The organism is Terriglobia bacterium (genome assembly GCA_020073085.1).
In the GTDB taxonomy this organism is placed as follows: Bacteria; Acidobacteriota; Terriglobia; order JAIQFV01; family JAIQFV01; genus JAIQFV01.
Genome location: JAIQFV010000011.1, coordinates 140,904 through 154,152, shown reverse-complemented (window position 1 = coordinate 154,152; position 13,249 = coordinate 140,904). Strand labels below are relative to the sequence as shown.

Annotated in this window: 14 protein-coding genes; 9 read left to right on the top strand and 5 right to left on the bottom strand. The window is 55.0% G+C overall.

The features are described 5' to 3' along the window. Positions 1-138: 138 nt before the first annotated feature. The 3 genes from LAO21_13485 to LAO21_13475 all read right to left on the bottom strand — a co-directional run bounded on the left by LAO21_13485 (position 139) and on the right by LAO21_13475 (position 2,387). On the bottom strand, positions 139-504 hold the full coding sequence (locus tag LAO21_13485; protein ID MBZ5553731.1) for a hypothetical protein: 366 nt from the start codon (positions 502-504) through the stop codon (positions 139-141). 75 nt (positions 505-579) lie between these two features. Beyond that, entirely contained in the window at positions 580-1,668 is a 1,089-nt protein-coding gene (locus LAO21_13480; GenBank protein ID MBZ5553730.1) for a serine/threonine protein kinase, read from the bottom strand. Positions 1,669-1,685: 17 nt separating this feature from the next. Then, positions 1,686-2,387 carry a hypothetical protein gene (locus tag LAO21_13475; protein MBZ5553729.1) on the bottom strand — a complete coding sequence of 234 codons (702 nt, stop codon included), beginning with the start codon at positions 2,385-2,387 and terminating at the stop codon, positions 1,686-1,688. Positions 2,388-2,721: 334 nt separating this feature from the next. On the opposite strand from LAO21_13475, the gene LAO21_13470 reads away from it, so the two are divergent. Beyond that, on the top strand, positions 2,722-3,423 hold the full coding sequence (locus LAO21_13470; GenBank protein MBZ5553728.1) for a lysoplasmalogenase: 702 nt from the start codon (positions 2,722-2,724) through the stop codon (positions 3,421-3,423). Positions 3,424-3,433: 10 nt separating this feature from the next. On the opposite strand, the gene LAO21_13465 is transcribed toward LAO21_13470, so the two are convergent. Further along, complete coding sequence (locus LAO21_13465; protein MBZ5553727.1) at positions 3,434-5,128, bottom strand: hypothetical protein; 1,695 nt, start codon at positions 5,126-5,128, stop codon at positions 3,434-3,436. 230 nt (positions 5,129-5,358) lie between these two features. On the opposite strand from LAO21_13465, the gene LAO21_13460 reads away from it, so the two are divergent. The 8 genes from LAO21_13460 to LAO21_13425 all read left to right on the top strand — a co-directional run bounded on the left by LAO21_13460 (position 5,359) and on the right by LAO21_13425 (position 12,564). Beyond that, positions 5,359-5,937 (top strand): RNA polymerase sigma factor, encoded by a 579-nt coding sequence (locus LAO21_13460; protein MBZ5553726.1) that lies wholly within the window; start codon positions 5,359-5,361, stop codon positions 5,935-5,937. After that, the gene (locus tag LAO21_13455; protein MBZ5553725.1) at positions 5,873-6,370 is read left to right on the top strand and encodes a hypothetical protein; all 498 of its coding nucleotides are present in this window, start codon (positions 5,873-5,875) and stop codon (positions 6,368-6,370) included. Before LAO21_13460 ends, LAO21_13455 begins: the two co-directional genes overlap by 65 nt. A 12-nt stretch (positions 6,371-6,382) precedes the next feature. Continuing rightward, complete coding sequence (locus LAO21_13450) at positions 6,383-6,829, top strand: periplasmic heavy metal sensor (protein MBZ5553724.1); 447 nt, start codon at positions 6,383-6,385, stop codon at positions 6,827-6,829. Between the two features lie 582 nt (positions 6,830-7,411). Continuing rightward, positions 7,412-8,218, top strand: coding sequence for an aquaporin (locus tag LAO21_13445; GenBank protein ID MBZ5553723.1), 807 nt, complete (start codon positions 7,412-7,414; stop codon positions 8,216-8,218). A gap of 63 nt (positions 8,219-8,281) precedes the next feature. Next, positions 8,282-9,160 carry a DM13 domain-containing protein gene (locus LAO21_13440; GenBank protein ID MBZ5553722.1) on the top strand — a complete coding sequence of 293 codons (879 nt, stop codon included), beginning with the start codon at positions 8,282-8,284 and terminating at the stop codon, positions 9,158-9,160. A 244-nt stretch (positions 9,161-9,404) separates the two neighbouring features. Then, on the top strand, positions 9,405-9,821 hold the full coding sequence (locus LAO21_13435) for a hypothetical protein (protein MBZ5553721.1): 417 nt from the start codon (positions 9,405-9,407) through the stop codon (positions 9,819-9,821). A 126-nt stretch (positions 9,822-9,947) separates the two neighbouring features. Continuing rightward, positions 9,948-10,826, top strand: a complete 879-nt coding sequence (locus tag LAO21_13430; GenBank protein MBZ5553720.1) for a heme-binding protein — start codon at positions 9,948-9,950, stop codon at positions 10,824-10,826. A 691-nt stretch (positions 10,827-11,517) separates the two neighbouring features. Then, positions 11,518-12,564 (top strand): SMP-30/gluconolactonase/LRE family protein, encoded by a 1,047-nt coding sequence (locus LAO21_13425; GenBank protein MBZ5553719.1) that lies wholly within the window; start codon positions 11,518-11,520, stop codon positions 12,562-12,564. 426 nt (positions 12,565-12,990) lie between these two features. Here the strand turns inward: LAO21_13425 and LAO21_13420 are convergent, their stop codons facing one another. After that, entirely contained in the window at positions 12,991-13,227 is a 237-nt protein-coding gene (locus LAO21_13420) for a hypothetical protein (protein MBZ5553718.1), read from the bottom strand. Positions 13,228-13,249: the final 22 nt, after the last annotated feature.

Below are 13,249 nucleotides of genomic sequence, written 5' to 3'. Positions count from 1 at the left end.
AGATCAAGCTTTGATCGGCACGGATAGAAGGTCGTTCCGGGACAATTCCAGGAATTTCCCGAACTGAAAAAAGAGCCACCAAACCCGAGCAGAAAAGCAGCGCACAAGGAGCTTGACAAAAACAGCCTCATAGAAGGCTCAATTCGCGCCAAGCCCCTTAGGGTCTTTTCCGTATTTCTGAGTGGCAAAACCCAGAATCATTCCAACGATCGACCCCGGAACCATGATTTCCAGGTAGTAATGGTGTCCGGTGGGGTCCCCCTTCATTGCCACCAGGTAGGCGAGCAACAATCCCACGCCAAATCCAAAAATGATCCCCCAAGGTACTGAGCGGATTTTTCGCGCAAAGAACCCAATGATGACACCGGCGAGGAGCCCTTTGAGCGACGATCCGATCAGGATGCCCATAATCAGCGGCGCCGTGTTGGGATAGAGAAGCGCCGTTAATCCGTCGAAGACCCCCAGGATCGTCCCCAAAATCAGTCCGAGCAGCGGTTTTGACATCTGTGTCCTCCATAGGTTGAAGCGAGTTGAAAAGCTAACCTTCCAATGTCCTATTAAACCTTTCTTGGATTTCCTTTAACGCCGGAGTAAGAAAAAGAGTAGAAATCTTACAAACATGTAGGCAAATAACAGCAAGATGACAAAGCGATAACGATTTGACCATCTTCCGGCCTTCTCAAACACATTCTCTATGTAAGCAGACACGGGCATATCGCTCAAATACAGTTCGATATCAGCCTTAAGGTCTTCAACCTTCGCGTAACGATCTTGAGGGTCGATTGCCAGGGATTTCATGCAGACCGCTTCGAGGGGTCGAGGAATAGCCGGATTCACGTCCCGAGGCCGAAGTAACTGTTTATGAAGGAAGCGCTCTCGAATCTGACCCATCGTTGCACCCTCATGGGGATGATGATGGGTCAAAAGGAAAAAAAGGATCGCACCTAGAGAATACACGTCGGTCAACTGATTGTGGGCGCCGGTTTGACCCAGAGCTTGCTCGGGGGACATGTAGGAAGGCGTGCCCAAGACCGTGCCTGACAGGGTCTCCAAAAAGGGCCCGGGTGGAATTTCACTGGGCGGTTGCAGGCGCGTCTCATCAGTGGTCGCCTTCCCTTCTTTGACCTGGATATCGGGGTCCACCGATATCTGTGTCCCCTCGTCACCCATAGGGAGGACTTTAGCGACTCCCCAGTCCATAACCAGAACCTCTCCGAAGGCCCCTACCATGATGTTTGCCGGCTTCAGGTCGCGATGGATAACACCGTGGGCATGGGCAAATGCCACAGCCTCGCAGACTTTCAGAAAAACCCTCAACCTCTCCGCTACTGATCCTGCTTGTTGCGAGTATTTGGTGAGATTGTTGCCCTGAACATACTTCATCACATAAAAAACCCGTCCATCCGGCAAGGTTCCCACATCATGGATTGGAACTATGCCGGGGTGCTCGAGGCGGGCGATGATCTGCGCTTCTGTTTGCATGCGCGAAGTCATCTCTCCGGAGGATGTTGAAACCTCCATGACCTTCAGCGCCACCGGCCGGGAGAGCTTGGCGTCTTCGGCGAGATAAACGGTCGCCATCCCTCCGGATCCCAAAGGTCGGAGGATCCGGTACGGGGTCTGGCTCAAATCGGGCAACGTTGAGACCTCGCGGAGATGATCCACCATTCCGTCATTCAACCAGTTCATTTCAAATTCGCGCCAAGCACCCAGCGCGCCTCGTTGCGAAACTCCTCGTCGTCCGCAGTGATCTCACGGAGTTTCTCCAGGACAATCCTGCGAAACTCCCTCCGTGCGTAGGCCAGGTAGTTCGTGACTTGGCTGACAGGAATCCCGACTTCGCCTGCAAGGGCGTCATAGGTGATTTCCCCGGTCGCACGATCTTCGTTCAAATCGTATCGCTCGAATACCCGGAACTGCGTTGTCTTTCCCGCGGTCGCACACTGCTGGCGCAAAATGTCGACCGCCATCGAAAACAAGCTGCGCACCCATTCCCTGTAAAAATAGTCTTCCATGGAGCCGCCTGCGGGCAGGGCGCAAAGCTTGATCTCCATCTCCGCGCTGTTGAAATCCACGGATTCGACCGGGCTGTCGCCTCCCCGTTTGATCCGGTGGGACGCTTTTTCTTCGTTGGAAACATACCCATCCACACATGTGCGGAGAAAAGTCCGGAACCGTGCCATGGTGGGATCGTAGGTCCTGAAAAAATCCTTCTCGAGGACCCGGGTGAAGAAACCTTGCGTGAGATCCTTGGCATCTTCACTCGGTTTGTTCCACTTCAGCCGGATGTATTTGTAAATGGGTTTCCAGTAGACTGTGGCTATCAATTCCGTGGCCTGGGACCTTAGAGAAAGGTCGTCGCTTCGGAGTCCGACAATGGCGGACATCTGGGTTGTGGGAAACGAGCTCCCTCTGATTCTTGAGTCGTTGGACATGAGGCAATGACGGTACGATCCCTGGCGTACTAGCGAAGCTGACCAGTCCCCTTTCCATCTGACCACTGCGAATTCATGATCATATGCCCTTTTTTATTTCGTCGCCAGAATATGGAATTGAATACGTGCCCGCAAACGAAAAGTTGATCCTGTAGCGAAGAACGTGTCAATTTGTCGGCGTTCGATTAAGATCAGATGACGGTTGGAATGCGGGTAACAAGCGATTTGAGAAATTTACGAACCTGAAACCTTGCTGGAACGAAAGGATGATTCAGGAGAAAATTCCATGGGGAACGATTGGCTCACTCTTGGACCGTGGTCGGGCCTGGATTCAGTCAGCAAGCTGCTGCTTCGGGTTTCGCTGGCGAGCAGCCTGATTCTCTTCGTCAGCCTGGGCTGGCAGCCTTATCCGGGAAGCGTCGTTATCAAGGCGATGTGTATCCTCGCTCTGGCCCTACTTCCCTTCAGGCTCCTCCACAACCGCGAGGGCATGATATTAGGGCTCTCGCTGTTATTTTCCTCACTCGGTGATGTGCTTCTTGCTCTCGATCCTGGGAGGTTATTTGTTCTTGGTCTGGGGGCATTCCTCATCACCCACCTCCTGTACATCGCCTTGTTCGTCCAGAGCTGGCCTCGCCCTGCGCCGGTCCGGAGCGTGCGTCTGGTCTTGGCGGTTCTTGTCGTTCTTTATGGAGTAATCATGGCCGATTGGCTCTTGCCTGGGCTGGGCGATTTGAAAGGGCCGGTCATGACCTATCTTTGTGTGATCACCGTCATGGTCCTCGCCGCGCTCTGGGCTGATTTTTCAAGGCCGTGGGTGGCGATGGGGGCGTTTCTTTTCCTTCTCTCCGATTCGCTGATCGCGGTGAGTAAATTTAGACAAGCTGTGTTATTCCGTGATTATCTCGTGTGGATCAGCTATTACCTCGCCCAGTATTTCATTGCCGTTGGGTTTTTGCGCCAGAGACTTGGCCCGAAAAGCCCCTGAGGTCGTAAGCCTATCTTTCAGCAACGTATTCCCTGGCTTCGCGCAGTTCCGGCAACTCGGGGTCGGCTCTCTGCCAGATCTTCAGAAACCTGTTGTACGCTTCCACCGCCTCCGCCCGGTCTCCATTCTGAGCGGCCGCGCGTGCAGCTCCGAGAAGCGAGCGGGCGCGGTTCGGCTGGCGTAACAGCGACTCGGCAAATTCCTGTGCCGCCTCAGCGGGTCTGCCCGCCTGCAAGAGAATTTCTCCCAGAAGCTCGTGAGAAGGTTTGATCAAAATCGGCGGCCCGGAGGGAGGTGACATTTCTTCCTCCAGCGCAGTGGCTTCTCTCATCTGTCCTATGGCCCGATCGAAATTCCCCTTTTTTGCCCATGCCACGGCCTTCACCTCCAGCTCTCTGATTCTTGTCACGCTGGCCTCGTAGGTATCGTGACTCCCGGTGAGTTGCTTTTGGTAGCCCTGCAAAGCTTGAACGCTTTCACTGCCGGTCTCGGATCCCAGGTGCGCAGCGGCGAAACCACGAATGAAGACCGGGATGATTTGATTGGAATTGAGGGACATCATTTTCATTCCCGGCGTATCACTGCCCGCAGGATGTCCGCTTCGAGCAACTCCGGATGCGTATGAAGACGTCATTCCGCCATCTTGCCCGCCTGGCCTCTCAAATAGGCTTGCGGCGAGTTGCCAGCGTTGTGTTTCAACCACGAAGGCCGCGGCCATGTCTTGATAATTATGGGTCGGAATTGGGAAAGAGGGACTTAGAGAGCCCGAGCCGGTATCCTCCCAGGCATTTCCCATCTGCAAGAGCAACTCCTCCGCTTCTCGGTAGCGGCCCTGCTGCAAGAAAGCATAGAGGAGCCAGTGGAGACTATGATAATCGAGTGAGGAACTGGGCAAGTGTTTCTGCTTCACCCAGGCCTTTGAAGCAGCCCAAGCGGATTCGTTGGAGGCCGCCGCGTCGGGCCACATCCCCAATTGAAGGAAGATATGAGAAGGCATGTGACGGGCGTGCGGGGCGGCGGGTGCAATTTCCGCATATCGTCTCGCGGCAGGCAATGCCAGGATGGCATGTTCCGGATCATCGAATGCATGGATGATGTAATGGGCTGCCCCCGGGTGATTTGGATTCTTCTGAAAAACGTCCAGGGCAATAGCGCCAGCCTCCATCTGGCGGCGAAAACCATGATCCCCCGGCCGGACGGTGCCGAGCAACGACAATGCATAAAAGCAGGCGCCTTCGAGATCTTCAGGATAAGCACGATAAATCTTTCCCATGGCGACGGAGTAGGCGCGGTCCCGCGAAAGTTTGTCCCCCTCGCCATAAAGCGCCTTTACCGCGTCTAAGTACGCCCGTTCCCGATCCGTCAGCTTGTTTGTGTCCCGGATTTTTTTCAGGACATTGCGCCCGCCCTCGGTGTCCTGTTGGGCCCAAAGCGGATGGTTCAACGCCATCGCCTCTCCCCAATACCCCATCATAAAGTCCGGCTCGATTCCGGTGGATTTGCGAAATTCTTCAAGCGCTTCCTCAAACCAGAACGAGTGCAGGGCCGCTACCCCGCGCAGAAAATGCCCTTGAGCTTCCGCGCCGCCGGAAGCCGGGAACTCAACTTTCCCCAAGGCGGACGATTGGGCCCGAAGTTGACCTCCCGCGAGGAGGAGCCCCCCGACTGAAACAAGAACCAAGCGAATCAATCGACTTGTGGACATTGGGTCACCTTGAAATGGCGTCCTGGCGCTCATTGCCATTTCCCTTTTCTGGAAACTGGAAAACAACTTTCCCGGATTGACGTATTGAGGCGTATAGGTTAATTCACCCGGCATTCACTGGCAAGACATGGTTTTCCTTTCAATTCCAGGCCAAGATTCATGTCATATGATTAACGGGCTGGAACGACTAATAGAAGGAAGCGAGAGGTTGGACCAAGACAGGCCAAGTAATGGACAATCTCACACTGAAGGCGCAACTTGAACAACTTCATCCTGAAAGTTACGGCTGGGCGCTGAGCTGTTGTCGGCGTAATCCCCGTGACGCCGAGAGTGTCCTCCAGACCGTCTATCTCAAGATCCTGGAAGGGAGGGCACGATTCGAGGGAAGGTCCGTTTTCAAGACTTGGCTGTTTTCCGTCATTCGGAGAACGGCCGCCAATAGGAGACGGCGACTACTGTTCTTCAATTTCAGACACGTCAAGCCGGAGGACGCTGAGGCATATTCCGCCCGGGGTGTAAGTCCGGATGAGAGACTTTACCAGTCCGAAGTTCACAAGCTGTTTCGACAGGCGTTTGTCGGTCTGCCCCGACGGCAGCGCGAGGTTCTCCAGTTGGTCTTCTATCACGGCCTCAACCTCGGCGAGGCGGCTCAAGTCATGGGTGTGTCTTTAGGGAGTTCTCGAACTCATTACGAGAGGGGAAAGAAACGACTCCGTCAAATTCTACTGAAAGCGAAGGTAATCCATGATTCAAGGGTTGGACGAAGAGACATTCCAGGAACTGTTCCAGGAACTGAAACGGGAAGATAAACTTACCACAACCGGCTTCGAGGGCGTATGGCAGGCCTCCGTGGCGCGGGTGGGAGACGCTCGCCGAAAGCCTCCTCTCTTTCCGCTCGCCGTGACATCCCTGGTTTTGCTCGTGACTTGCGCATCCTTGCTCTTCTATTTTCAGCAAGTCCTGAAGCAGTCAACTCCCCATGCACCTTCGAGCCAGCCTTCACAGGATTTGGCATCCCAAGGCAACTACCTTCCCTCCTCCATCGGAAGGTTTGGAGAACAACAAAAAGACCCGGCTCGGGGAGGGCCCCCGTCCCATTTGTCAGTCCAGTCCATTTCGGAATGGAGGTCACCCACAGCCTTTCTGTTGCGGCCTCCCAGTGATTCTCTTTTGACGGGTGTGCCCGATCTAACGAGGTCATTGATCCGGATCGATCTATTCAAAACCGTCACATTCAACTGAACTGGAGGAAGTATGAAATTGAAGATTTCCATGCTCGGTGCCCTTCTGCTCCTTTGCAGCACGACGATTTTTTCCCAGCAGCCCGCGCCCAGTCCCCAGCCCCCGCCCGATCCCATTGGTGAGAACTTTTTCCCGCCGGAACTAGTGATGCAGAACCAGCAAAACCTCGGGCTCAGTGACGTTCAGAAGAACACCCTCAAGGCTGAGATCCGCAAGGCACAAACGCGATTTACTGAATTGCAGTGGCAGCTTCAGGATGAGGGTGAAAAAATGGTCGCGTTGGTAAAAGAAGAGCACGTCGATGAACAGCGCGCGCTGGCAGAGTTGGACAAAATCCTTGACCTTGAGCGCGAGATCAAGCGGACCCAGATTTCATTGGTGGTCAAAATTAAGAACACGTTGACCGCGGAACAGCAGGCCCGCCTCCAGACACTCAAGGGGAAACCCCGTGAGAGATGATCAATAGATCCGGAGGGATTGTGGACCATAGATCCGGTAAGTCCGACAATGCACGGTTTCACTCGAATCAGTTCTGAGGAAATCAAAAGGGGGCCCGGACTCTTGCATTCTTCCCGGGAATGGTCCGCGGTACCGGTGTCGTGGATATTTTCAAAAACAACCCCCCAGCGGAAGCTGGAGATTCTCCGATTCCAACCAACAAGAAGAGTTCCTTTCATCCCCCGAACCGTCCACCCGGGCGGAGGAGCGGGGGCTTTCCACCGTTGATGGCAAAAGCCCGCCCCGACCTATCGGGGAGGCTACCAAAGCTATTCGTGGTCGGCCCCCTTGAGTCCCTACAATCCACTTTTCTCATAAGTACCCGCCGATCGACGCTCTCCCCTTGTTCTCACATCAACCCCTGTTCCACTTCCCATTCAAAGGATTTCTCCCAACCTTGGAATATTTCTTAGCCGTCCTGTGATTAGAGAAGTGAAAATCAAGGAATGAATTGGTGGGAACGAGGCGACTTCGACGAGAAGTTGGCGTCGGGCTGGATGGGGTTCCGGCTGAATTTCAGAATTTTGAAGACTGAGGAACGCAATGAATTCTGCACTGAAACAACATTGGCCCGAATATCTGATGGAAGCGGGGGAATTGGGGATCTTCATGATTTCCGCATGTCTATTCGCCTCCATCTTGCAGTATCCGGGTTCTCCCGTGTCCTCGGCTATCGCTGATCCCCTCTTGCGGCGTCTCCTCATGGGCCTCGCCATGGGTACCACGGCGATCGCACTCATCCATTCACCCTGGGGAAAACAGTCGGGAGCCCACTTCAATCCCGCGGTGACCCTGACCTTTCTCAGACTCGGAAAAATGAAATCCTGGGACGCGCTTTTCTATGTCATCGCGCAGTTTTGCGGGGGGGTGATGGGCGTGTTGGTTTCCTCGGCTCTCCTGGGGCATGTGGTGATGGATCCGCAGGTCAATCATGCGGTCACTGTTCCGGGAATGAACGGAGTCGCTGAGGCCTTCGTCGCAGAATTGATCATTTCGTTCGGCCTCATGACCGTCGTGTTGACGACCTCCAACCATCAGAACTTGTCCCGGTACACTGGCTTGTTCGCCGGAGGACTGGTGGCCACCTACATTACCTTCGAATCCCCTATCTCGGGGATGAGCATGAATCCCGCGCGGACTCTTGGGTCCGCCGTGGTGGCGCAACTGTGGACAGCCCTCTGGATCTATTTCACGGCCCCTCCGCTGGGGATGCTTTCTGCAGGGGAAATCTACCTTTATTTCAAAGGGCGTTCGTCCGTGCTGTGCGCAAAACTGAATCATCACAACAACAAACGCTGCATCTTCCGGTGCGGCTATATGCAAAAACAGGAATCTGATGTCTCTATTTAACCTAAACCGTCCGCCGGCGGCGGACACAACGAATCAAGAATGAACTGAAAAGGAGTTTCCACAATGCAAAAAAGAAAACTGATTATCGGATTACTCATCCTCGTTCTGGGCGTGGGCGCCTGGATTGCCTTCCGGCCCGAGCGTCTCTTCATCAACGCCAAGGTCAACGAATCCTTTCCTTCCGGGATGGCCGCTTCGACCGGTTCCAGTTCCAGACTCCTCCTCGCCGGTCAATTCCATGATGGGGCCCATAAAGGCGTCGGCGAGGCCTCCATTTATCAACTGCAGGAGGGAAAGCGCGTGTTGCGTTTCACCGGATTTGAAACCTCGAACGGGCCTGACGTTCAGGTCTACCTCGTGGCCGCCGCCGATGCGCGGGACAGCGAGACAGTCAAGACGGCGGGGTTCCTCCCCATCGGCGCCCTCAAGGGAAACATCGGAGACCAGAACTACGAGGTGCCGGCGGACGCTGACCTGAACAAGTACCGCGCCGTCACGATCTGGTGCCGGCGGTTTGGTGTGAATTTCGCGACAGCGCCCCTCTCACCGGCCCAGGGCAATATGGTCGCCGCATCGGCCACGCCGGCCACACAAGCCCTTTTTTCGGGGCACTTCCATGATGTGGCGCACAAAGGCGCAGGCGAAGCCACGGTCTATCAGCTGGCAGACGGCAACCGCGTGCTGCGCTTCACGAATTTTGAAACTTCAAATGGCCCCGACGTCCAGGTCTATTTGGTCGCCACGAGCGATGCGCGCGACAGCGACACCGTCAAGGCCGCCGGCTTCATTCAAGTAGGGGCGCTCAAAGGGAACATTGGAGACCAAAACTACGAGCTCCCAGCCAATGTCGATTTGAGCAAGTATCGCGCCGTTACGATCTGGTGCCGTCGGTTCGGGGTCAATTTTGCGACAGCGCCGCTTTCGCCCACACAGGGGTCGTAAGATTCAGGGTTGAATGAAAGGAATTGTGCGGACACATGCAAACAATGATTGGGAAGCCGGGAATAAAGGAGATGAAAACACTTGATATTCCACCCGATGGGCCTCCTGGAGAAGGGACGGATTCATCGCCTGCTTCCCTCATTCCTGGCTTCCAAATGGGGATCGATTTTGGTTCACGCTGGTCGCGGTTCAGATTCAGTAAAGATTGTTCTAACTCACTCAACACACAACGGAGGATGAATTAATGAAATCAGCAAAGAGCAATTCAGTTAGCAAGATTTTCCCTCTTCTGCTTTCCCTGGTGATTGCCGTCGGGATCCTGACGGCGAGCGCAAGCATTGCACAGGACATGCATACCAGCAGCCCATTCGCAGGCGTCAAAGCCAACACGGGCACAGTCGCCCATACCAAGCAAGGCAACAAAAATGTACTGACTCTGTCGGATGATTTTGTACCTCCCGACACCCCGGATCCGCACTGGCAGGTAGTGGACTCCAAGGGGAACGTCTATCTGCTGGACAAGTTGCGAGTCAAGGGCGATCGGTACCTGAAGAGCATCACGCTGCCGGCTTACATCCCCGACGTGGCGAAAGTTCAGATCTGGTGTTCCTTTGCAGAGGTCCTGCTCGGGGAAGCCTCGTTTAGTGCCCCGGTAAAGTAAAGGAAAAGTCCATGGACTTCATTTGGAGCGGAGGCGTCCTGCCTACGGAGAATCCGGAATCCAGCATCGACGACGGCGAGACGCCTCCTCTTTTAAAGCGGGATCAACAGGAGAAAAGGAGCGCTCATGAAATCGCTTAACAAGATTGCAATGGTTTCGGCGGTTGCGATACTCGTGACGGCCACCCTAAGCTTAGGCCAGATCGCGGACAGGAAGACGCTGACTCTGGACGGAGCCAGAAAGGTCATCGCCGCTTCGATGGCCGAGGCCAAAAGGCTCAACGCCCCGGGAGGAGTCATTGCGGTTGTTGATGAGGGCGGGAATTTGATGGCGCTCGAGCGGATTGACAATACCTTTGCGGCAGGCGCCCGCATCTCCATCGGCAAAGCGCGGACGGCCGTATTGTTCAAGCACCCCACCCGCGCCTTCGAAGAGATCATCAAGAACGGGCGGACCGCAATGATCGCGCTCGATGACTTTACACCGCTGCAAGGCGGGATCCCCATTGTCTATGAAGGGCAGGTCATTGGCGGAGTGGGCGTCAGCGGCGCCTCCAGCGCACAGCAAGATGAAGAGCTGGCCATCGCCGGAGCCAGTGTTTTCAAGGAAGCCGCCACGGCATCATTGCGAAGCCAGTCGCCGCCCGTCTCTTACTTTGAAAAAAACATGGTGGACGATGCCTTTGCCAAGGGGGCGGTCTTATTCAAGGACAGTGACAAATACATGGTGCACGCCAGTCGCCGCGAAAACGCGGGGATGGCCGAAGTCCATACCAAGGACGCCGACATCATCTACGTGCTGGATGGCACGGCGACCTTCGTGACGGGCGGAAGCGTCGTGGAGGAGAAGACCATCGCGCCCGACGAGATCCGCGGAAAAGAAATCAGTGGCGGCGAAACTCGAAAACTCAACAAGGGGGACGTCATCATCGTTCCCGCGGGGACTCCCCACTGGTTCAAAGAAGTGACCAATCCCTTCCTGTATTACGTGGTCAAAGCCAGATAGCGTCTGTGTCTCTGCGGTAAATAGGACCGCAGAGACACAGAGCGCGCAGAAAATATCTTAGAAAGCAGGTCCCATGAGGATCGCAAAGTTTTTGATGCTGGCCTTGCTCCTTGGAAACATAACACTCACAGGGAGTGCAGATGTCCCCACTGGAGAGGCCATGGCTTCCATCGATCTCGCCACTGGCGAGGGTGTTCGACTGGTCAAAGGGGAATGGCGCTACAGCGACACCCGGATTGTCGAGGTGGATTTCAAGGCCCCTGGTTCGGATGGTCAGCCGACCGGGTCGGCCATTAAGACCTATGACTATACCCCGCATGCAGGAGGGGTCGAGTTTGACGATTCCAAGTGGGAAGCGATAAACCCCACTACCCTGAGCCAGCGCCGATCGACCGGCCGGATGTGCTTCAACTGGTACCGAATCAATCTAACCATTCCAGACCGGGTCGGCACCTTTGATCCGACTGATGCCATGGTAGTGTTTGAAACTTCGATCGACGATTATGCGGAGATTTGGGTGGACGGCGAACTGGCGCGCACCCTGGGACAAAGGGGAGGATCTGTTATCAATGGATGGAATGCCCCGAACCGTCTCGTTCTCGGGCGCAATGTCCAGCCCGGGCAGAAGATTCAACTCGCTGTCTTTGGGATCAACGGGCCGCTCTCGAACCCACCGACAAATTTCATTTGGATGCGGTACGCGAAGCTCGATTTTTACAAAGTGAAACCGGGACCCGTCGCGATCCCTCCAAGCGAAGTGAATGTTGAAGTGGTCCGGAAAGATCCGGCCATTGACGCCATCGTCGGCCCCAATCCGAAGATTTTTAAGCTCGCCGAGGGATTCAAATTCACCGAGGGTCCGATCTGGATCTCCGATGGAAATCACCTGCTCTTCAGCGACCCGAACAGCAATATCATTTATAAGTACACGCCGCATGGAAACAATGCGGGCGCCCTCGAGGTATTTCGCACCCCGAGCGGGTACTCCGGCGCGGACATTGCCGAGTATGGGCAGCCGGGATCGAACGGCCTGACGCTCGACCCGGACGGAAAACTCACTATTAATGAACACGGGAACCATCGAGTCTCGCGGTTGGAGAAGGATGGGACTGAGACGGTGCTTGCTGACCAATATCAAGGAAAACGGCTCAACAGTCCCAACGACCTGGTCTACCGCTCCGACGGAACGCTCTATTTCACCGATCCTCCGTTCGGGCTTCCGAAGTTCTTCAAGGATCCCAGAAAGGAGTTGCCCTTCAGTGGAGTCTATTCACTTTACAAGGGCAAACTCCAACTGATCAGCACCGATTTAGAAGGACCCAATGGCATCGCCTTCTCGCCCGATGAAAAATACCTCTATGTGACCAACTGGGATGACAAGAAGAAGATTGTGACGCGGTATGAAGCGAAGGCGGATGGCACGCTGGCGAATGGAAGGGTCTTTTTCGATATGACCGACGCCCCGGGTGAAGATGCCCTGGATGGCATGAAAGTCGATCGGCAGGGCAACCTGTACGTCTCGGGGCCCGGCGGGTTGTGGGTCCTCTCGCCGGAAGGAAAACATCTGGGTACCATCATTGCGCCCAAGCATCCGCACAACATGGCCTGGGGCGACGAGGACGGCAAAACGCTCTACCTGTGCGCGCGGAGCGGCTTGTACCGGATGCGACTGAATATCCCGGGCATCCAGCCATATCAGATCCCCCGGGCCATCGGGGCCCCTCAACCGAGCCACTAGGCAAAGGCGCCTGCGTTACACATGCCTTGGTAGCCACGATCCCGTTCTTTGGGATCGCGGGCTTTTCCCTGAAGTTCGCCAGCGCTCCCAATTAATGGAAAAACCCGGGATCCCAAAGAACGGGATCCCGGCTACCAAAGCATGAAGACCGCAGTTCCCGAAGTGCCCCAACCGGCAACATATTCGATAAGTGACCAGGATTGCTTCACATCGCGGGGAACTCAACCAATGCCTGTCCACCTTCAAACCGTCGACAGAATATTGCTCAAAAGGCAGGAGGTGCCACTCGAGCGAAGCCTCTTGGTTGGCGTCACAGGAATTGATGGAAGCGGAAAAGGATATCTGACGGTGCAGATTGTTAATGAGCTTGCAAAGCGTGGTGTTCGTGCCGCAAATATCGGCGTGGACGGATGGTTGAATCTGCCGTCAAGGCGTTTTAATCCGGAGAATCCCGCGGAGCATTTCCATGCACATGCCATCCGCTTCGAAGGGATGTTCGAGCAGCTCATCGAACCCCTCATTAAGAATCGGAGTCTTCGCCTGGTGGCCGACTTCACCAATGAAACAGTAACCCGGTACCGCAAGCACACGTATCAGTTTGAGAACATCGACATCGTTGTCCTGGAAGGAATCTTTCCCCTCAAACCCGCGCCCCGACGTCATTTTGACCTGACGGTCTGGGACT

Excerpts from the sequence above, each read along its gene's own strand:
- LAO21_13445 (MBZ5553723.1), top strand. The coding sequence starts at position 7,412 with ATGAATTCTGCACTGAAACAACATTGGCCCGAATATCTGATGGAAGCG.
- LAO21_13420 (MBZ5553718.1), bottom strand. The coding sequence starts at position 13,227 with ATGACGTCGGGGCGCGGGTTTGAGGGGAAAGATTCCTTCCAGGACAAC.
- LAO21_13470 (MBZ5553728.1), top strand. The coding sequence starts at position 2,722 with ATGGGGAACGATTGGCTCACTCTTGGACCGTGGTCGGGCCTGGATTCA.
- LAO21_13480 (MBZ5553730.1), bottom strand. The coding sequence starts at position 1,668 with ATGGTGGATCATCTCCGCGAGGTCTCAACGTTGCCCGATTTGAGCCAG.
- LAO21_13465 (MBZ5553727.1), bottom strand. The coding sequence starts at position 5,128 with ATGTCCACAAGTCGATTGATTCGCTTGGTTCTTGTTTCAGTCGGGGGG.
- LAO21_13435 (MBZ5553721.1), top strand. The coding sequence starts at position 9,405 with ATGAAATCAGCAAAGAGCAATTCAGTTAGCAAGATTTTCCCTCTTCTG.
- LAO21_13485 (MBZ5553731.1), bottom strand. The coding sequence starts at position 504 with ATGTCAAAACCGCTGCTCGGACTGATTTTGGGGACGATCCTGGGGGTC.
- LAO21_13475 (MBZ5553729.1), bottom strand. The coding sequence starts at position 2,387 with ATGTCCGCCATTGTCGGACTCCGAAGCGACGACCTTTCTCTAAGGTCC.
- LAO21_13460 (MBZ5553726.1), top strand. The coding sequence starts at position 5,359 with ATGGACAATCTCACACTGAAGGCGCAACTTGAACAACTTCATCCTGAA.
- LAO21_13430 (MBZ5553720.1), top strand. The coding sequence starts at position 9,948 with ATGAAATCGCTTAACAAGATTGCAATGGTTTCGGCGGTTGCGATACTC.
- LAO21_13440 (MBZ5553722.1), top strand. The coding sequence starts at position 8,282 with ATGCAAAAAAGAAAACTGATTATCGGATTACTCATCCTCGTTCTGGGC.
- LAO21_13455 (MBZ5553725.1), top strand. The coding sequence starts at position 5,873 with ATGATTCAAGGGTTGGACGAAGAGACATTCCAGGAACTGTTCCAGGAA.
- LAO21_13450 (MBZ5553724.1), top strand. The coding sequence starts at position 6,383 with ATGAAATTGAAGATTTCCATGCTCGGTGCCCTTCTGCTCCTTTGCAGC.
- LAO21_13425 (MBZ5553719.1), top strand. The coding sequence starts at position 11,518 with ATGCGGTACGCGAAGCTCGATTTTTACAAAGTGAAACCGGGACCCGTC.